The 18,744-nt window shown below is 67.1% G+C and carries 16 protein-coding genes; 5 read left to right on the top strand and 11 right to left on the bottom strand.

The genetic code is table 11. From position 1 onward, the window contains the following. Positions 1 to 51 precede the first annotated feature (51 nt). The 5 genes from nrfD to BN972_RS20595 all read right to left on the bottom strand — a co-directional run bounded on the left by nrfD (position 52) and on the right by BN972_RS20595 (position 6,907). On the bottom strand, positions 52 to 1,119 hold the full coding sequence (nrfD, locus tag BN972_RS20570; RefSeq protein WP_036361903.1) for an NrfD/PsrC family molybdoenzyme membrane anchor subunit: 1,068 nt from the start codon (positions 1,117 to 1,119) through the stop codon (positions 52 to 54). Further along, complete coding sequence (locus BN972_RS20575) at positions 1,116 to 2,102, bottom strand: 4Fe-4S dicluster domain-containing protein (protein ID WP_036361907.1); 987 nt, start codon at positions 2,100 to 2,102, stop codon at positions 1,116 to 1,118. Before BN972_RS20575 ends, nrfD begins: the two co-directional genes overlap by 4 nt. Further along, positions 2,102 to 5,377: a formate dehydrogenase gene (gene fdh / locus BN972_RS20580; protein WP_080697038.1), complete on the bottom strand. Its 3,276-nt coding sequence runs from the start codon at positions 5,375 to 5,377 to the stop codon at positions 2,102 to 2,104. The genes BN972_RS20575 and fdh overlap by 1 nt, the downstream gene beginning before the upstream one ends. A 67-nt stretch (positions 5,378 to 5,444) precedes the next feature. Then, entirely contained in the window at positions 5,445 to 6,482 is a 1,038-nt protein-coding gene (locus tag BN972_RS20590) for an LLM class F420-dependent oxidoreductase (protein WP_036361916.1), read from the bottom strand. Positions 6,483 to 6,484: 2 nt separating this feature from the next. Next, positions 6,485 to 6,907, bottom strand: coding sequence for a nuclear transport factor 2 family protein (locus BN972_RS20595; RefSeq protein ID WP_036361919.1), 423 nt, complete (start codon positions 6,905 to 6,907; stop codon positions 6,485 to 6,487). Positions 6,908 to 7,027: 120 nt separating this feature from the next. On the opposite strand from BN972_RS20595, the gene BN972_RS20600 reads away from it, so the two are divergent. Both BN972_RS20600 and BN972_RS20605 read left to right on the top strand, forming a co-directional pair. Then, positions 7,028 to 7,606 carry a PadR family transcriptional regulator gene (locus tag BN972_RS20600; RefSeq protein ID WP_036363540.1) on the top strand — a complete coding sequence of 193 codons (579 nt, stop codon included), beginning with the start codon at positions 7,028 to 7,030 and terminating at the stop codon, positions 7,604 to 7,606. After that, the gene (locus BN972_RS20605; RefSeq protein ID WP_036361921.1) at positions 7,603 to 9,057 is read left to right on the top strand and encodes a flavin-containing monooxygenase; all 1,455 of its coding nucleotides are present in this window, start codon (positions 7,603 to 7,605) and stop codon (positions 9,055 to 9,057) included. The genes BN972_RS20600 and BN972_RS20605 overlap by 4 nt, the downstream gene beginning before the upstream one ends. 4 nt (positions 9,058 to 9,061) lie before the next feature. On the opposite strand, the gene BN972_RS20610 is transcribed toward BN972_RS20605, so the two are convergent. The 5 genes from BN972_RS20610 to BN972_RS20630 all read right to left on the bottom strand — a co-directional run bounded on the left by BN972_RS20610 (position 9,062) and on the right by BN972_RS20630 (position 15,233). Beyond that, positions 9,062 to 10,138, bottom strand: a complete 1,077-nt coding sequence (locus BN972_RS20610) for a metallophosphoesterase family protein (RefSeq protein ID WP_036361923.1) — start codon at positions 10,136 to 10,138, stop codon at positions 9,062 to 9,064. After that, entirely contained in the window at positions 10,128 to 10,979 is an 852-nt protein-coding gene (locus BN972_RS20615) for an ABC transporter permease (protein ID WP_235192533.1), read from the bottom strand. Before BN972_RS20615 ends, BN972_RS20610 begins: the two co-directional genes overlap by 11 nt. Then, positions 10,969 to 11,703, bottom strand: a complete 735-nt coding sequence (locus BN972_RS20620) for an ABC transporter ATP-binding protein (protein ID WP_036363545.1) — start codon at positions 11,701 to 11,703, stop codon at positions 10,969 to 10,971. The genes BN972_RS20615 and BN972_RS20620 overlap by 11 nt, the downstream gene beginning before the upstream one ends. 62 nt (positions 11,704 to 11,765) lie before the next feature. Next, positions 11,766 to 12,788 carry an ABC transporter substrate-binding protein gene (locus BN972_RS20625; RefSeq protein WP_051545694.1) on the bottom strand — a complete coding sequence of 341 codons (1,023 nt, stop codon included), beginning with the start codon at positions 12,786 to 12,788 and terminating at the stop codon, positions 11,766 to 11,768. A 126-nt stretch (positions 12,789 to 12,914) separates the two neighbouring features. Beyond that, positions 12,915 to 15,233, bottom strand: a complete 2,319-nt coding sequence (locus tag BN972_RS20630) for a CehA/McbA family metallohydrolase domain-containing protein (RefSeq protein ID WP_051545695.1) — start codon at positions 15,231 to 15,233, stop codon at positions 12,915 to 12,917. A gap of 78 nt (positions 15,234 to 15,311) precedes the next feature. On the opposite strand from BN972_RS20630, the gene BN972_RS20635 reads away from it, so the two are divergent. After that, on the top strand, positions 15,312 to 16,208 hold the full coding sequence (locus tag BN972_RS20635; RefSeq protein WP_036361927.1) for a LysR family transcriptional regulator: 897 nt from the start codon (positions 15,312 to 15,314) through the stop codon (positions 16,206 to 16,208). A 3-nt stretch (positions 16,209 to 16,211) separates the two neighbouring features. Here BN972_RS20635 and BN972_RS20640 read toward each other — a convergent pair whose 3' ends face one another. Next, complete coding sequence (locus tag BN972_RS20640) at positions 16,212 to 16,781, bottom strand: TetR/AcrR family transcriptional regulator (RefSeq protein ID WP_036361930.1); 570 nt, start codon at positions 16,779 to 16,781, stop codon at positions 16,212 to 16,214. Positions 16,782 to 16,866: 85 nt separating this feature from the next. Between BN972_RS20640 and BN972_RS20645 the strand changes: the two genes are divergently transcribed. Together BN972_RS20645 and BN972_RS20650 are read left to right on the top strand one after the other, a co-directional pair. After that, positions 16,867 to 17,274: a hypothetical protein gene (locus tag BN972_RS20645; RefSeq protein ID WP_036361933.1), complete on the top strand. Its 408-nt coding sequence runs from the start codon at positions 16,867 to 16,869 to the stop codon at positions 17,272 to 17,274. Further along, positions 17,271 to 18,743, top strand: a complete 1,473-nt coding sequence (locus BN972_RS20650; RefSeq protein ID WP_051545696.1) for an FAD-dependent oxidoreductase — start codon at positions 17,271 to 17,273, stop codon at positions 18,741 to 18,743. Before BN972_RS20645 ends, BN972_RS20650 begins: the two co-directional genes overlap by 4 nt. Position 18,744: the final 1 nt, after the last annotated feature.

The raw sequence follows: 18,744 nt of genomic DNA on the forward strand, positions 1-18,744 counted from the left end.
GAGGCTCACGCTCGACGCGCCACGTCAATGCCCGGTGGCTGACGCGCGGGGTCAGCCCCCGGTGGTAATCGAGTCGTCGGTGACACCGGCCGCGCGCCGTGCCGCCAGCCGCCGCTTCTGCGGCTCGATCGTGTACCGCGGATCGCGCGCCGATTCCTTGCCCGCCTCGAAGAAACCGAACCGCAGCAGCGCTGAGGCCGCCAGCAGTGTCAGACCGGACAGGGCTGCGGTACCGCGGCGTCCGCCACCGAACAGCGCCCCCAGGCCGCCGACCGCGGCCAGCCGTTCGCTCCATTCCAGCATCCGGCCCGGCGTCCCCTGGTGCAGCGGTTCGGTGGTGACCGGGTCCATCCGATGCTCGGTGACCCGCGCCGAGACCAGGTCACACACCGCGCCGATGACCGCGAGCTTGCGAGCCGGCCCGGCCTCGGCTACCGGGGTGGTGATCATGGCCAGCCCTGAGGCGGCCAGGCTCGCCGAACTGACGAACACGAACGGCAGGTCCCGGTATGCGGCGTTCCAGGTCGGCGTCGCGGTGTCGCAGAGCAGCACGGCCGTGTACACCGCCAGCGGCGCCCCGAACAGCGCGGCTTCCAAACCGGCCGGCCCCTCCACCGCACGCAGCACCGGACGCAGCCGCCCGAGCGGCGCTCGTTCGCCGGTGAGCCGGTCCAGCTCGGACACCGCGGCCACCCCGGCGCCGGCGCTGAAAGCGCTGAGAATCCACGAGCCCAGGCTCATCGGCGAGGTCAGCTTGACGGTGCGCAGCATGTTGACGAACCGCTCCGGCCGACCGAGGTCCTTGACCAGCGCCACCGCGCCCAGCGCCACCGCACCCAGCGCGGACAGCCGCGCATTGCGCCGCAGCGTCGGGCGCCCGGTCAGCTGCGCGCCGGCGGCCAGCAAGCTGGATCCGCCGGCCACGCCGCCCAGGAACAAGTACGCCCCCACCTCGTGCCCCCAGGGCGCCGGCTTGACCACCGGGCGCCCGTAGTAGCTGGTGAACTCCGCATCCGGGACCATCAGCGACTCGTCGCGCCGGCGCCGTCCCTTGCCCCGGCGCCGCTTACCGCCGACGGGTTCGGGTGGCCTCAGACTGTCGTATTCCGACGTGCTCACCGGCTGCTCCAGAAGGCCAGCACGGCCGCACCGACCATGCCGGCCGCCGCGACGCCGGCCCGCTTGAACATGGTCGTCAGGTCGGCCGTGCAGACCCGCGGGTCGGGCGGCAGGCCGTACACCTCCGGCTCATCGAGCAGCAGGAACACCGACCCGATGCCGCCAACGCCGTCGTTCTCGTTGGCGCCGTAGAGGCGCGCTTCGGTGAGCCCCTGCGCGTGCAACTGGGCGACCCGCTCGCGGGCCTGTGCGACGAGGTCGTCGTGGTCGCCGAACTTGATCGACGTGGTTGGGCAGGTCTTGGCGCAGGCCGGTATCTCGTCCTCGACGAGCCGGTCGTAGCAGAGCGTGCATTTCTGGGCCACTCCGGTGACGAACTCGTGCCCTGGCCGCTCGGCACGTTTGGCGGGCGTCGTATAGGTGCCGTCGCTGCGGCGTTCGACCACCCCGAACGGGCACCCGGCGACGCAGGTGCCGCACCCGTTGCAGACGTCGTCCTGCACGACGACGGTGCCGAACTCGGTGCGGAACAACGCGCCGGTCGGGCAGACGTCGAGGCAGCCGGCGTGGGTGCAGTGCTTACACACGTCCGACGCCATCAACCAGCGGAACTCCGGCGTGGCGGGTGGAGTCGCGGGTGGGCTCGAGGGCGGCGCAGTGTCAGGCGCGCTGGGGATCGACGGCATCCCGAGGTTGACGAGCGCGCGCCCGGACTCGCGGGCCTGCTCGATTCTTTCCCGCCCCTGCTCGATGAACGCAACATGCCGCCAGGTGCTGGCCCCGAGGTGGCCGGTGTTGTCGTAGGAGGAGCCCAGGATTTCCAGGTCACCGTCCAGCGGGTTGCGATTCCATTCTTTGCACGCCACCTCGCAGGCCTTGCAGCCGATGCAGATTGAGGTGTCGGTGAAGAATCCCTTCCGCGGCTGCGGCTCGGGCCAGCGCGCATCGGAGGTCGGGTCGGTAGGTCCGGCCAGCTGACCCATCAGCCCTCCCGTTCTGGATCGGTGACACGGACATTGTCGGTCTCGACGGTCACACCCGCCCGCGACTGATACTCGTCAATCAGCCGCAATAGCGCATCGCCCTGCGGTCGGCGGCCCGGGCGGATGTCACACGATCCGGCCTTGGACTCCTGGATCTGCACGTTGGGGTCCAGCACCACACCCAGCAGGTCATTGGCCGCGTCCCCGCTGACCACCGCGTCGCTACCCACCCCCCAGTGGTAGGGCAGACCGATCTGGTGGATGGTGCGCCCGCCCACCACCAGCGGCGTCATCCGTTCGGTGACAAGCACTTTGGCCTCGATCGCGGCTCGCGGCGAGATGATGGTGGCCCAGCCGTACGGCTTTAGGCCGCGTTCGGCAGCCAGCTCCGGCGAGACCTCGCAGAACATCTCGGGCTGCAGTTCGGACAGGTAGGGCAGCCACCGGCTCATCCCGCCCGCGGTGTGGTGCTCGGTGAGCCGGTAGGTGGTGAATACGTAGGGATACACGTCCACGCCCGGGTCGCCGGCGCTCGGCGCCCACAGGTTGTCCTTGCGGGGGAACATGATTCGCGACGGGCTCTGCTGCTGCGGATACAACGCGTTCGCGACCGGCGACTCCTGCGGCTCGTAGTGGGTGGGCAGCGGACCATCGACCATGCCTTTCGGCGCGAACAGCCAGCCTTTGCCGTCGGCCTGCATGATGAACGGGTCATCACCGGCCAGGGCGGCCGGTCCGCCGATGTCCGGGTCGGGCCGGTCGCCGGGGGCGCGGTCAGGCGGGAAATCCGGCACGTCGTGACCGACCCAGCGGCCCTGCTGCTCGTCCCACCAGACGTAGCGCTTGCGCTCGCTCCACGGCTTGCCGTCGGGGTCGGCAGAGGCGCGGTTGTACAGGATGCGCCGGTCGGCGGGCCATGCCCAGCCCCACTCGGACTGATTCGGCCGCGGACCGCCCTGCGGCGCCCGGCGCGCGGCCTGGTTCACGCCGTCGGCCCGCACCCCGGAGTAGATCCAGCAGCCGCAGGACGTCGACCCGTCCGCGCGCAGTTCGTGATAGCCCGAGAGCGGGCGGCCCGCCTCGGGACCGGTGACCTGAAAACCGTTGATCTCGGCTAGCACCGCCTCGGAGTCCGGCTCGCCGTGCTCGTTGGTGGGGTAGTCCCAGGTGAGATCAAGCAGTGGACGGTCCCGCTGGTCCGTCGAACCCGCCAGGCGTTGCCGGATCCGGTTGCCCAGTTCGACGAAGAACTGCAGTTCGCTCTGGCAGTCGCCCGGCGGGTCGACCGCCTGGTGTCGCCATTGCACCATCCGTTGCGTCTGGGTGAACGAGCCCGCCTTCTCGACATGGGTGGCAGCGGGGAAGAAGAACACCTCGGTAGCGATGTCCTCGGTCTTCAACTCGCCAGACGCGATTTCGGGACCGTCCTTCCAGAACGTGGCCGACTCGATGAGGTTCAGGTCGCGCACGACCAACCACTTCAGGTGTGACATGCCCAGCCGCTGCATCCGGCCGTGCGCCGACCCGACGGCCGGGTTCTGTCCCAGCAGGAAGTACCCGTCGACCTCGTCCTCAAGCATGGCCATCACGGTCTGATAGGTGCCGTGCGGACCGGACAGGCGCGGCAGGTAGTCGTACGCCCAGTCATTGTCTGCGCGGGCCGCATCACCCCACCACGCCTTGAGCAGGCTGACAATATAGGCGTCGGCGTCGGCCCAGTAACCCTTCTGGTTCTTCGGCCCGACCGCGTCGATGTAATCCCGGAAGGTGTCGTGCAGTCCCGCTTTAGGCATCGGTAGGTAGCCGGGCAGCAGGTTGAACAGTGTCGGAATGTCTGTGGAGCCCTGGATGGTGGCGTGGCCGCGCAACGCCATGATCCCGCCTCCCGGCCGTCCAACGTTGCCGAGCAGCAACTGCAGAATCGTTGAGGTCCTGATGAATTGGGCACCGAGCGTGTGCTGGGTCCAGCCGACCGCGTAGGCGAAGCAGGTGGTGCGCTCGCGCCCGGAGTTCTCGGTCACCGCCCGGGCGAGGTAGTCGAAGTCTTCCAGACTGATCCCGCACACGTCACGAACCATCTCCGGGGTGTAGCGGGAGTAGTGCCGCTTGACGATCTGGAACACCGTCCGCGGATCCTGCAGCGTCTCGTCGCGCAACACCCGGGCATGCGGCAAGACCGGGCCGCCGCTGCCGTGCGAGTGGCCGGCGGCGCGCGCCGACGCGCTGGCACCGTGCTCGCCGTTTTCTTGTTCGGCGTAGCTCCACGTCGACGGGTCGTATTGGCCCGTCTCGGGATCGAACCCCGAGAACAGCCCACCGAGGTCCTCGGTGTCCCGGAAGTCGTCGTTGATCAGGGTCGCGGCGTTGGTGTAGGCAACCACATACTCGGAGAACCACAGCTCGTTGCTGATCACGTAATTGATCAGCGCACCGAGCAGCACCACGTCGGAGCCGGCCCGGATCGCGATGTGCCTATCCGACACCGCCGACGTGCGGGTGAACCGTGGGTCGACGTGAATGACCTTGGCGCCCTTGGCCCGAGCCTCCTCCACCCATTGATAGCCGACGGGGTGGCACTCGGCCATGTTGGAGCCCTGGATGACGATGCAGTCCGCGTTGGCCATGTCCTGCAGTGATTGGGTGGCGCCACCGCGCCCGAAGGAAGTTCCCAGACCGGGAACTGTGGAGGAGTGTCAAATACGGGCTTGGTTCTCGATCTGGATGGCGCCCGCGGCGGTGAAGAGCTTTTTGATGACGTAGTTCTCTTCGTTGTCCAGCGTCGCGCCGCCCAGTGCCGCGATCTTCAAGGTGCGGCGCAGCGGATGGCCCTTCTTGTCGATGTCCTGCCACGCGTGGCGGCGCGCCTCCACGAAACGGTCGGCCACCATGTCGATGGCGGTGTCCAGGTCCAGCGACCGCCACTCGGTGGCATGCGGTGCCCGGTAGAGCATCTTGGTCTGCCGGCCCGGCGAATTCACCAACTGCTCACTGGCCGAGCCCTTCGGGCACAGCCGCCCGCGCGATACCGGCGAATCTGGGTCACCCTCGATCTGTACGACCCGCTCGTCCTTGACGTAGACCCGCTGCCCGCAACCGACCGCGCAGTACGGGCAGATGCTCTGTACCACCCGGTCGGCCGTTGCTGTGCGCGGCGTGAGTGCGCGCGTCTGCTTCGAGGTGACCGCAGGTCCGCGGCCCAACACATCCCCCGACCGGAACTGCCGTATGACGGGCCATTCCAGAAAGAGGCGCGACACGGGGTTCTTTGGAGCCATGGTCAAAAGCCTAGTTGGGCCGACACGCAGCCGCAGTGCACATTACGAAGCGTTGCTGCGGCTGCGGTCAAACCAATTCGCGCAAAGTCTCAATGAGCTTGACCCGCTCGCCAGGCGTCGCCGCGATCGGCGCCACATTCAGCGTCGTCACCCCCGCCTCGCGGTAGGCCGCCACGCGCTCCTTGACGAACTCCCGGGTGCCGATCAGGTTCACGTCCCGCACCAGTTCGTCGGGAACGACTTTGGCGGCGCCTTCCTTGTCACCGGCCAGGTACAGCTCCTGAATCCGGTCGGCCTGCGGTCCGTAGCCGTACTTGGTGGCCAGCGTGTGATAAAAGTTCTTGCCCTTGGCACCCATGCCGCCGATGTAGAGCGCCAGGTGCGGCTTGACGAATTCGCGTAGCGGCTCGACGTTTTCGCCGATGGCCAGCGTCGGGCCGGCATAGACCTCGAGCTCACCCAGCGCCGGGTCACGCTTGGCCTGCCCGGCGGCGAGCGATTTGCCCCACACGTCCTGGGCCTTCTCCGGCAGGAAAAAGATCGGTTGCCACCCTTCGGCCAACTCCGCGGCCAACTCAACGTTTTTCGGCCCAAGTGCGGCCACCAGGACCGGGATACGTTCCCGCACCGGATGATTGATCAGCTTCAGCGGCTTGCCGAGCCCGGTGCCCTGCTCGGGCGGCAACGGGATCGTGTAGTGCTGCCCTTGGTACCGGACGGTCTCCCGACGCCACACCTGACGGCAGATCTCGATGACCTCCCGGGTCCGGGCGATCGGGGCGTCATAGGGGACGCCGTGGAAACCCTCGATCACCTGTGGACCCGAAGCGCCCAGCCCGAGGGTGAATCGGCCGTCGGAGACGTAGTCGAGCCCGGCGGCCGTCATCGCGGTCAGGGTTGGAGTGCGGGTGTAGAGCTGCAGGATCCCCGAGGCCAACTCGACCCGCTCGGTGCTGGCCGCAAGATAGCCCAGCGCGCTGACCGCGTCGTACGAATACGCCTCGGGGACAAAGACAATGTCCAGCCCGGCACGTTCGAGGTCCGCCACTTCGGCGGCGACTTCCCTGAAGCCGCCGGCATAGTTGATCGCCAGTCCGATGCGCATGATCAGCCCCGGCTCAGCTCAGGAGCCAGCTCGACGGCCTCCCGCTGGATGCGTTCGAACTGGGCGCCCATCGCCTCCGACAGTGCCGTCGCACCCGAGAGCGGACGCACCATCACCATGAAGTCGTCGATCAGGCCGTCATCGTCGAAATGCAGGAAATCGCAACCGGTGATCTTCTTGCCGGCCACCACCGTCTCGAACACGAACGCGTGGTCGCGGCCGTTCTCGTCGTGAATCTCGCGGATGTAGCGGAAGTCTTCGAATATGCGCAATACGCCGCGCAGGATGGCCGCCGTGATCGGCTTACCGACGTACGGCTTGAACGCGACCGGGCTGGTGAACACGACGTCGTCGGCCAGCATCGCCTGGATGGCCGCCTCGTCCTGCTCCTCCACCGCTTTCCGGAAGGGGTGCTTGGAACTCACAACAAACCTCGCATAGTCAAAACGTTGAATAGTCGTGACTGACGGTAGAACGTGGCCGCCAATATGTCTATAGGGAAATAATCACTTTGTTGAATAGGTGCGGTGTTGTACGATCGGCCGATGTCGCTGCGTGACGCCGTGCTCGCCGCACTCCTCGAGGGTGAATCTTCCGGCTACGACCTGGCCAAGGAGTTCGACGCCTCGGTGGCGAACTTCTGGATGGCCACGCCACAGCAGCTTTATCGCGAGCTGGACCGGCTGGCCGAGCAGGGCCTGATCCAGGCCCGGGTGGTGCACCAGGAACGCCGGCCCAACAAGCGGATGTACTCGCTGACCGACGCGGGGCGCGACGCGATTCGACAATTCACCGCCCGGGCGCCCCGACCGTCGGCGATCCGGGACGAATTGATGATCAAGGTCGCCGCCGCCGACGCGGGTAACCTTCGGGCAGTTTGCGATTCCGTCGCCGAACGCCTGCAGTGGGCAGTTGCCAAACTCGAACGCTATGAGCGGTTGCGGGCCCGGCTCTTGGCCGGACGCACCGAGGACGATTACGTCGCACAGGCCGACCGGGTTGGCCCCTACCTGACGTTGTTGCGCGGCATAGCGTTTGAGCAGGAAAACGTTCGCTGGGCCGAGCGGGCATTGGCAATCATGGAGCGCCGCGGCTGCCCAGCGCGCCACGAGGTCGATGCATGAGCCGTGAGCCGCGGGTCGTGATCATCGGCGCCGGCATGGCCGGGATCACCGCCCTGCACGTCTTCACCCGCCTCGGGTTCGATGCGGTCACCGTGCTGGAGAAGGCTTCCGACGTGGGCGGAGTGTGGCACTGGAATCGCTATCCGGGCCTTACCTGCGACGTGCCGTCTCAGCTGTACCAGTTCGGGTTCGCGCCCAAAGCTGACTGGTCGCACTTGTTCGCAGACGGGCGTGACATTCAGCGCTACCACCGCGAGGTGGTGGAGTCACTCGGGCTAGGGGAACGCATCCAGCTGGACACTGAAGTCGTTGCGGCGCAATGGAATGAGGATGCGGCGAACTGGACGCTGACCACCAAGGGCGGGGGCCGGATCGAGGCGGACGTCGTCGTCTGCGCGACCGGCGTACTGCATCATCCCGCGGTGCCCGACCTACCCGGTCTGGACGAGTTCGCCGGCGCCAAAGTCCACACCGCACGCTGGGACGACAGCGTGACTACCGACGAGAAGCACATCGCGGTGATCGGCACCGGCTCCACTGGTGTACAGATCGTGTCCGCCCTGCAGCCGGCGGCCGCGTCCATCACCCATTATGTGCGTTCACCGCAGTGGATCCTGTGGGCGCCGATGTCCTTGCGGCAGAATAAGTTAGCGACCAGGGTGCTGAGCCGCTCCCCGGCCGCCCAAGACCGGCTGTATCGAACGCTGTTGTGGGCATCTGGGATTCTGGCCGATGTCACCACCCGCCCCTCCTGGCGGCGGCGCGCGGTGCAGGGCTACGCGCGGCTGTGCCTGCGCCTGCAGGTGCGCGACCCGGCGTTACGCCGGAAGTTGACCCCGGACTACCAACCGCTGTGCAGGCGCCAGGTGGTGTCCGAAACGTACTACCGGGCAATTCAATCCGGCAACGCGGAGCTGGTGACCGAGCGGATCGACCAGGTGACCCCGAGCGGGATCCGAACCGCCGACGGATGCCACCGGCCGGCCGACGTGATCGTGCTGGCCACCGGCTTTGCGCCGCACAACTACATGCGGCCGATGCAGATCACCGGCCGCGACGGCCGCACCATCGACCAGGAGTGGGCCGGTGGTCCGCGCGCCTACCGGATGACCGCGATTCCAGGGTTCCCGAACCTGTTCACCGTGCTCGGACCGAACTCCCCCACCGGTTCGATCTCGTTGCAGTACTCGGCCGAACGGACCGCCGAGTACATCGCGCGGTTCCTGCGCATGTTGCGGGACGGCGTCGCCACATCGATCGAGGTGACCGAGGAAGCGACCGAGGAGTTCAACGCCGATGTGGCAGTGGCGATGACACCCACCGTTTGGAACACCGGTTGCAACTCGTGGTACCTCACCGACAACAAGACCGTCGATTTATGGCCTTACGACCGCGCCACTTTGACGTCCATGCTGGCGGAGCCCGAGCTGTCGCACTTCGACATCCGTTGACCGCTCAGCACCATCGGAAGGGCCGCGGCAGGGTGATCGTGCGCTCCGCGGGCTGGTACCACCCCTGCGGGGCGTGCTGATCGGTGTGCAGATAGCACTGAACGCGAACGTCTGCGCTGCCGGGTGTGAACGTGAGCAACCTGCTGATCGGCAGGGTGGTCAGCGGCATGTGATGGCGGCTCAGCGAGGCGACATTGAGGAACCATGTGCCCCAACGCTGCTCGATGTGCGTCTTGTTCCCGTGATTGTCATCGGGGTGGGTGTGGGTATGGCCGGCGAGCCACATCGCCACCCGGCCCGGCTGTTCGGCGAGGAAGGACTCGAATTGACCGGAGTCGGGCAAGCTGTCGACCCAGTAGAGATAGGACGCCCCGTTCGGGGTGCCCTGGGTGAAGGGGCGGTGATAGTGCTCGTGCCACTGCCCGTCTGATCCCTTGCGCACGCCCTCCCATTCACCCGAGGCGACGGTGGTGTCCTTCAACACGTAGTGATGCACCGTGATCACGTTGAGGTCGGGGTGCCGCGACACGATGTCCCTCCACCATCGGAACGTCTCGCCGCTGACCACTCCACCGGGATTGCCACCCAGCGTTCCCCGGCCGAGGGGCTGCGTCGGCTCGTTGCGGTCGCTCATCATCAGGAAGAGCAGGTTCCCCACCCGGAATGAGTACCGCTCCCAGGTTCCCGTGACCGGATAACGGCGAGCCCGCGGGTCCACCCCGGAGCTCTCGGTGTGCTCGCCGAGGGGATCGATCCACTTCTGCCACCACCACGCGTCCGGTTCATCGAGGCCATTGCGGTCGTGATTGCCGGACACGCTGTAGACGTCCTCGCGGCGGTGGCGGCGCAGCGCGCCGAACTGGCGCCGCACCTCGAGGCCCTCCGCGTCGTCGGGCAGGCTGTGATGTGCGCCCGACATGTCCCCGACATCGATCGCCAAGTCCCACTCGAATCCGTCGCTCTCGGAGTGAACGATGGCCTCGGCCAGGCTTTCTCGGCCATACTCCTTGTCCGTACCGACGTGCGCGTCGCCGAATGCCCAGAGCCGGAGCGGACGTGCGGCCCGTGCGTCAGGCGTCATGGTCGTCCAGCAGGCCCCACCGCCGCCGGATGCGCATGTCCAGCCAGCTGAACAGCGCGTCGACGAGAATCCCGATCGTCAGAATGACGATCATGATGGCCATCGCCGAGGGCATGTCGGTGAGGTTCTGCGCATTTTCCAGCAGCACCCCGATCGACGACGTATTGGCGACCAGTACCACCAGCTCACCGGCCATCAGGCTGCGCCAGGCGAAGGCCCATCCCTGTTTGAGTCCGGCGACGAACATCGGTAGGGCCGCGGGCAGTATCACATGCCGATAAAGGGCGAAGGGTTTGAGCTGCAGTGCCTTTGCGGCCCGGAGCAGTAGCGGCGAAATGTGGTCGACTCCGGAGATCACTCCCAATGCCACCGAAGGCACGGCGCCGATGACGATCACGAACAGTATCGCCGAGGTGTTGAGCCCGAAGAAGATGATGGCGAATGGAAACCACGCGATCGCCGGCATCGTCTGCAGTCCGGTGATCAGCGGACCGAAGGCGGTGCGTAACGGCCTGTTTCGCGCGATGAGCGCGCCAATCACCGAGCCGATCAGCGCGGCCATCGCAAATCCGGTCACGGCGCGTTCCATCGTGGTCGCGATGGCGTTCCAGAGCACTGGTCCCTGCAGCTGGTGCCAGAGGTTCTCGGCCACCGTGGCGGGACCGGGCAAAACAAACGACGGTTTCCACCCGCTCAGGACGATCAGTTGCCAGCCGGCGATAACCACCGCGAGCGCAACCAGTTTCGGCCACACCGCCGCTACCACGCGTTGCGCGATGCCGACTCGGGCGCCGTCGGCGGCCGGTGGCAGCCCTACGGCACGGTCCAGTTCAGTTGCCACCGGCGTTCCCGCTCCGGTTGAGTTGCTCGGTGACGTGGGCGGCCAACTCCGCGACCTCCGCGGTATTGATGTCACGGGGACGTGACAGGGGAACCGCAAACTGTTCGACGACGCTCGCAGGCCGTTGACTCAGCAACACGACGCGGTCGGCCAGGCGCACCGCCTCCCGCACGTTGTGCGTGACAAAGACCACGCTGAGGTTGCGGGACAAGACAATCCGCTCCAGCTCGGCTTGCAGGCGGTCCCGGGTCAACGCGTCCAGCGCTGCGAAAGGTTCGTCCATCAGCAGCACATCGGCATCCTGGGCCAAGGCTCGGGCCAGCGCCACCCGCTGCTGCATGCCACCGGACAGTTGATGCGGGCGCCGGCCGGCGAACTCGGAGAGCCCGACGGTGTGCAGGAGTTCGCGGGCCGTTTCGCGCCGTTGCCTGCGGGGAATAGCCCGCGCCCGCAGTGCCATTTCGACGTTGTCAGCCGCGGTCAGCCAGGGAAACAAGGCCGGCTCCTGGAACATCATCGCGATACGGTGACTGCCGGTCTCGACCGAGCCGGATGTCGGCTTGTCAAGCTTGGCGATCAGCGACAACAGCGTGCTCTTCCCGCACCCCGAAACCCCCACCACACAGACGAATTCACCCGCGGCGACGGTCAATGACAGCGGGCCCAGCGCCGCCACGGACGCCGACCCCTTACCGAACCGTTTGGTGACCTGGTCCAGGCGCAGCGCCGCCGCGACATCCTCGATGACGGGATCCGGCACGGCGGCACCGCGTAATGCGGCGGTCGTCACGCCGCCACCGGCGGCGCACCCTTCGCCGCGAGCTCACGATTGAGGGGGCCGAGGTCGAAGATGCCGTCCAGGTTCAACGGCTGCAGCAACCCTACCGAGACCGCCTTGCGGACCTGATCGTTCAACGATTGCACACCGGGATCGTTGGTAAACGTGGTCTCCTGGAACGACGCAGTCAGGATGTCTTGCGGCAGTCCGCTGCCCAGCGCTTTCGTCAGCGCGGCGTTGGCGGACCGGGCGGCGGCGTCGGGATTGTTGTGGATCGTCTCGTTGGCCTCGATCTGACCGCGGATCAGCCCAGCGACGACATCGGGGTGGGCGGACAGGAACTCCTGCCGGACCACCAGAATGGTGATCGTGTTCGGGTCCGACCAGAGCCGCACACCGCCGGCGTTGACCAGCTGCACATCGTAGGGCGCGGATTCGATGGCACCGTCGATCTGATTGTTGACGAACTGTTGCACGATCGCCGACTCGGGGTTGGTCGGTTTGATCGAGACATCGCCCCCGCCTTGCGGATTGGTCTTCAATCCGTTCTTGAGCAGCCAGTCCCGCAGGCTGACGTCCTGGGCGCCGCCCAGCGCCGGATCGGCGAACGTCTTTCCGCGGAAGTCCTGGGCCGAGTTGATGCCCGGCTTGACGACCAGCGAGGTCCCGCCGGACGCGGAGCCGGAGATGATCTTGATGGCGGTGCCGTTGGAGCGTTGCCAGGCGTTGAACGCCGGGTTGGGGCCGATGAAGGCGGCGTCGAGATTATTGGACAGTAGCGCGGTGGTTTCGGCCGTGCCCTGGCCGAAGGCCTGGGGCTCGAACTTGACCCCCGGTCCCAGGTTCTTGGCGAACGCGCCGGTGTCGATGCCTACCAGCGCCGAGGCGTGGGTGATTCGGGTCAGGTAGCCCAGCCGCAGGGTGACACCGGAGGAATTCGACGACGGGGCGTGACCGCCGCAGCCGACCAGCACCGCCGCGCCGGTAAGGGCGAAAGCGATTACCGCAGACAGATATTTGTGAGGAAACACGGGAGCTCCGAGGGTGGAAGGGTCGGGACGGGGGCGATCACGCGGCGTACGGCGCACCCGGACAAGACGCGCAGGTGATGCGGCCGAAGTCCACGTGCCGGCGCCGGGTCAGCGCGCTGTGTCCCGTCATCGTGGCTGCGCCTGGGGTCGCGTCACGAACAGCGGGCTCGTCCAGATCTGGTGTCCGTCACTCTGCGCCGCCCGCAAATAGACCGCGCTGCGCTCCCGTGGCAGCGTCAGTGTCAGCGCGCCGGTGACGGTGACGGGCAATGTCGACGGGTCGGCGATGCGCTCGACCTGGATGTGCAGGTTCAATCCACCTGCGGGCTCGGCGATTTCGGTCTGATCGATCAACTGCGAACCGGTCACGGTGAAGCTCGCACGGTGTTCTTCCTCGAGCACCGTCGTCTCGATGTGTAATCGCGCCTGGGCCAGGTCACCGAGCCGCATGATCAATCCGATATCCGCACCATAGGTGGCGGTGTGCCAGTTGACGACCTGGCCGTCGGTGTCGATGTGCTGTTCGGGATGGCTGATGGCCCACGGCGAAACGGAGTCGAGGCTGCTGCCGTCGACCCGCAACCGGCCCGTCCACGTCGCCCAGCGGTAACGATCACGATGCCGCGCGCCACCCCAGCGGATCCGGACCAGCGAATCCGACAGCCCGGTTTCGGCGTTGAGGTCGCGCCGCCACAACGGGCCGTGCGTGTCATAGATAAGCAGGTCTTCGATGCCGGTGCTGCCGTAGACGGCGTAGTCCGTGAGGAGTTCATCAGCGGCCGTGAGGATTTCGTCGCCCATCCAGTCGTCGCCGCTGCGCAACAATGCGACCGACCGCGCGCCCGTGGTCGCCCAGGTCCGGCGCGAGCGCAGCGCACGTCCGACGTGCTTGGGGGTGAGTTGTTCGGCGAGCACACCGGTTAGGCCGCCATGTCCACCGAAGATATTGGCACCGGGTGCGCCGCCACCGGGACGGCCGCGGTGTTCGTCGCTGGCGGCGCTGGCACCGACCTTGAGGCCGCGGGCCAGTGCATCCTCGAGGAACCACGGACTACTGCCCCAGCTGGAGTGCACCTCGATCAGTCGCTCCAGCTCGGGGTGGTGCCAATCCAGGACGGCTCGCCGGCCCCCGACGTGCGGAATCAGCAGATAGGCTTCCGGCTCTTTCTCGTAGGCGGCGTACAGCTCGGTGATGGGCCACGTCTGCGGTGTCGGGGCGGCCGCGGCCATGCCCTGGCGCCACTCCAGCGACCGGGCGATGGTGGTGTCCTCATCGAGGAAGACGACGTTGTGATCGCCGCCCACCCCGGCGGTCCCGCACCACTCCACGCCGGGGAAACAGACGAAAGTGCGGTCCTCGGTGGCGGTTCGGCACGCCGCGACCACCTCCGACCAGGCGCCGTCGGTGATCTGGAAGTCGTTGGCGGTGTACCCGAGGACATCCAGGCCGCCGATGTCGCGCCCGTAGCGCAGGTTCCAGTCCGTGTTCTGCGTTCCGACTGTGTCGTTGGAATGCACGTGCAGATCGCAGAACAGTCCCCGCGGCGCGGGCAGATCCTCGACCACGTCGATCGCGACGCGGCACGGCCCGAACGACGCGCCGTTGACCTCGGCGCTCAGCTCGATGGCGCTCGTTTCCGCCGGAATATCCAGGGTGGCATGGGCCCAGCCCGTCGCCGCAGTGGTGGCGGCCGAGATGATCTCGCCGTCGACCCCGGCGCGCACCGTCGCCGCGACGTCGTGGCAGGCGTTGCCCCACCGGTCCTGCAGGTGGGCGCGCAACTGTGCCGTCCCGATGCCGGCTCCGACCACCCGCGGCCCGTGCACCACCAGGCGGTCGGGCCGGCCTGCGGTAACGGCGAGCTTGGCGACGGCGGCGTGTGCCATCCGGGAGGTGCCGAGCGGGTCGACGTAGAGGTGCACCTCGAACTCGTCCTCGACGAAGGTCTGCACCCGGGTTCCGGGTCCGCCGAAGCGGCGGTCACCGAGCCGGATCTCGATCACGTCGCCGGGACGCAGATAGCCGTCCACCACGTGCACCAGCAGCGATTTCTGGAAGGGCCGCTCCCCGCCCTTGACGTCGTAGCGGGTGGCCAGTCGCTGCACGGTGGCCCGGCCGTCGGGCGATGCGCCGCCCAGCACCGAGCGACTCACCAGGGACGCGGTGGCGAAGTCACGTCCACCGGGGTCGGTGGTTTGCAGGTCCCAGTCGGAGTAATAGCGGAAGCACAGCTTCAGCCAGCCACTGTCGGCGATGCCGGATTGCCCGACGGTGTAGGTGAATACGATCTCCTCGATCGCGCCGGCGACGACCCGATCTGTCTGGCAGGTCAAAGCGCCCAGGAAGGGCAGCGTCGCGAACTCGGCCGTGATCCGGTCCCGCACCTCGACCGACGAGCAGTCATTGGTCCGGAGCCCACCAACGGGCCGCACGACGACAGGCATGCCGCTTATTGTGTGCGTCTGGCACTTAGGCGTCCAGCGCATAGATATGATCCGATCAATCATCGAAAGTGATCGATCGTGAATCTTCAGCAGCTTCGCTACGTCCTAGCGGTGGCCGAGACCCGCAGCTTCACCCGCGCCGCGGAGACCCTCTACGTGGTGCAGTCCGCGCTGAGCCAGCAAGTCCGAAAACTGGAAGATGAGCTGGGCGTTTCGGTATTCAACCGCACCACCCGATCAGTCTCGCTGACGCCGGCCGGCGAGGCCTTGCTGCCGTTGGTCCGACAGGTCATCGCGGGGGTGGATCAGATCGCGATCGATGCCCAGGCGCTGCGGGGAATGGTGACCGGCCGACTTAGCGTCGGGATGATGGAAATTCCCTCGGAGAGCCTGGACGTCGCCGCGCTCATGGCGACCTTCCATGCCCGCTACCCCGACGTCACGGTGACGTTGCGCAGCGGCGGCAGCGACCTGCTCGTCCAGGCAACCCGGGATCGCAACCTGGACGCGGCGATCGTCGGCTCGAACGACGCGCGGTCAAGTGACCAGCTCACCTTCGAGCACCTGTTCACCGAGTCGCTGGTCGCGGTGTTGCCGCGGGGACATCCGCTGGCCGCCCACCCGTCGGTGTCGCTGCGGGAGTTGGCCGAACTACCGTTCATCGACTTCCCGCCGGGCTACGGTCTGCGTCGCGAGACCGACCGCGGGTTCGCCGAGGTCCGGCGCCGGGTCGCCTTCGAGGTGACCCGGGTCGACGAGGTCATCCAATTCGTCTGCCAGCAGCTCGGTGTCGCGTTGCTGCCCGAGTCGGTGGCCCGCAGCCGGGCGGAGGTCAATGCGACCCTGGTGCTGCTGCCCGTGCGGGGTGCGGCTCTACGGCGCGAGGTTCACCTGGTGGCGCCCCCGCCCCGCCTGCGGTCCGCGGCCACCCACGCCTTCGTCCAGTGCGTGCACGAGCACATAGGCATCACATAGGCGTCACGAATTGACCGGACCGGTCAGGTAGCGCGCGAACACCGGACGCAGCCAGTCGGCGAGGGTCGCGTCATCCATCTGGGTGAGCGCCGGGATTCGCAGGATGTAACGGGCCGTTGCCAGCCCCAGCACCTGGGACCCGACCAGCGCGGCGCGCTCGGCGGGATGGTCCGGAACGGCGGCGGCCAAAGCCGGTGCCACCCGGTCTACGAACACCTCGAGCATGGCGTCCGCGGCGGCGCGGTTGGTCGCCGCCGCGCGCAGTAACGGCAGAAACGGCCCGTCGGATCCCCAGACCGAGACGAACATCGGTAACAGCACATCGACTAGCCGATCGGGCGGAATCGCAGTGAGGTCCGGGAAGGTGATGTCGAATCGCGATGCCGCCGCGAACAATTCGGCCTTGCTACCGAAGTAGTGCATGACCAGTGCCGGATCCACACCGGCCGCGGCCGCGATCGAACGGATGGTGGTGCGTTCGAAACCGTGGTTGGCGAATTGCGAGCGTGCCGTCGCCAGGATGGCCGCTCGCGTCGTCTGGCCGTCGCGCTTTTCGCGGGGCTTGGCGGGCATGGGAACAGTGTATTCAACAACTGTTGACACGACCAGAGTCCCGGATTATCGTTGACTTCAACAGTTGTTGAACTTGGAGGCTCCCGTGACCGTTACCGCCATCCAGATAGGTCTCGACCCCAATGTGATCGACTACTCGTCGCCGGAGTTCGCTCAGTTCCGCGGACTGACCCGGGAAGCGTTGCGGACCGCCAACGACGACAACGTCGCGGCGTTGCGCGCGGCGGGTTACCACGTCGACAACTGCCTCATCACCTTCGGCGAAGCGGGCGCCGACAAGGCCCGGCAATGGTTGCAAGCCAAGCCCTACGACGCGGTGCTGATCGGAGCCGGCGTGCGGCTGGTCGCGAGCAACACGCTGCTGTTCGAAGCGATTGTCAACGCCGCGCACGTCGCACAACCCAATTGCCGCTTCGTGTTCAACTACGCGGCCCAGTCGACACCTGATGACATCCGCCGTTGGTACCCACACCCCGAGGAGGTGGCGAAATGAGCGGACATGACGTCGACGTCCTTGTCGTGGGCGCCGGGCCCACCGGGCTCACTGCCGCAGGTGATCTGGCGCGGTCCGGTCGGTCCGTCACCGTTCTGGAACGCTGGCCCACCGTCAACCCGGCCAGCCGGGCCTTCGCCGTTATGGCCCGCACCCTTGAGGTACTCGACGCCCGCGGGATAGCCGAGGACGTGTTGACGCGGGCACATCGGGCCCCCGGCGTCTCGATCTTCGGCGGCGCACGCATCGATCTAAGCCAACTCGACTCGCCCTACCGGTTCGTCGCGGTGACCCCGCAGACCAACGTCGACGCGGCACTGCGCGGGTACGCCGTCGCCCAGGGCGCCGCGGTCCGTCGCGGCATCGAGGTCACCGGGCTGACTCAGGATTCCACCGGGGTCACTGTGGTCACGGCTGACGGGACACCCTGGCGCGCAAGGTATCTGATCGGGGCCGACGGCGCACACAGCACGGTCCGCTCCTTGGTAGGCGCGGATTTCCCGGGCAAGACGGTGCTGTCCTCGATCGTGCTGGCCGATGTCAAGCTGGCGCATCCGCCCGCCGGCGACGGACTGAAAGTCGGCAGTACCCGAGACTCGTTCGCGTTCCTGGCGCCGTATCAGCGCCGCGACGCGCAGGGCTCGTGGTACCGAGCCATGACGTGGGACCGTGGCTATCAGGTGCCCGACGACCAGCCCGTTTCCGACGAGGAGATCGTCACCATCCTCGACCGGGCCATGGGTGCCGAGTTGACCGTGCTGGACATCGAGTGGAAATCCCGATTCCATTGCGAGGAAAGGCAAGTCGCGCACTATCGGCACGGTCGTGTTTTCCTGGCCGGTGATGCTGCCCACGTGCACTCGCCGATGGGCGGGCAGGGCATGAACACCGGCATTCAAGATGCGGCGAACTTGGCGTGGAAGATCGACGCGGTGCTCGGCGGTGCGGATGACGGCGTGCTCGACACCTATCACGACGAGCGGTACCCGATCGCGAAGCGGGTGCTGTTCCAGTCCGGCATGCTGGCCCGCGGCGTCACACTGCACCCCCGCGTGGCGCGAGGGTTGCGAAACTTACTGGCGCCGAGGCTACTTCGCGTCGCCCGGGTGCGTGACACGGTCGCAGGCAGTTTCGCCGGTACGACATTGCGGTATGCACGCCGCCGCGGCGACCACCCGCTGGTGGGCACCCGTGCCACCCAGATCCCGCTGACCCAGGGACGACTGACCGAGCTGCAGCGAATCCTGCCCGGCTTTGTACTGGTTCGCGAAAAAGGAGCGGCCGTAGTCGATGCCGTCGACCTGCACCAGGCCGAGCGCTGTGATGACGGTCCGGCCGTGCTGGTCCGACCCGACGGCTACATCGCCTGGGCGGGTGAGTCGGCGGATCCGACCGGGTGGAGCGCGGCGCTGACACGCTGGACCAAAGCCGGGCGCATCCATGGCGCCGGCCTGCAAGCCGTACCCTGAC

It is taken from the genome of Mycobacterium asiaticum DSM 44297 (assembly GCF_000613245.1).
GTDB classification, from domain to species: domain Bacteria; phylum Actinomycetota; class Actinomycetes; order Mycobacteriales; family Mycobacteriaceae; genus Mycobacterium; species Mycobacterium asiaticum.

Coding starts and splice junctions, on each gene's coding strand:
- BN972_RS20610 (WP_036361923.1), bottom strand. CDS start 10,138: ATGACGCCTGACGCACGGGCCGCACGTCCGCTCCGGCTCTGGGCATTC.
- BN972_RS20600 (WP_036363540.1), top strand. CDS start 7,028: ATGTCGCTGCGTGACGCCGTGCTCGCCGCACTCCTCGAGGGTGAATCT.
- BN972_RS20605 (WP_036361921.1), top strand. CDS start 7,603: ATGAGCCGTGAGCCGCGGGTCGTGATCATCGGCGCCGGCATGGCCGGG.
- BN972_RS20590 (WP_036361916.1), bottom strand. CDS start 6,482: ATGCGCATCGGACTGGCGATCAACTATGCCGGCGGCTTCAGGGAAGTC.
- BN972_RS20575 (WP_036361907.1), bottom strand. CDS start 2,102: ATGGGTCAGCTGGCCGGACCTACCGACCCGACCTCCGATGCGCGCTGG.
- BN972_RS20630 (WP_051545695.1), bottom strand. CDS start 15,233: ATGCCTGTCGTCGTGCGGCCCGTTGGTGGGCTCCGGACCAATGACTGC.
- BN972_RS20650 (WP_051545696.1), top strand. CDS start 17,271: ATGAGCGGACATGACGTCGACGTCCTTGTCGTGGGCGCCGGGCCCACC.
- BN972_RS20640 (WP_036361930.1), bottom strand. CDS start 16,781: ATGCCCGCCAAGCCCCGCGAAAAGCGCGACGGCCAGACGACGCGAGCG.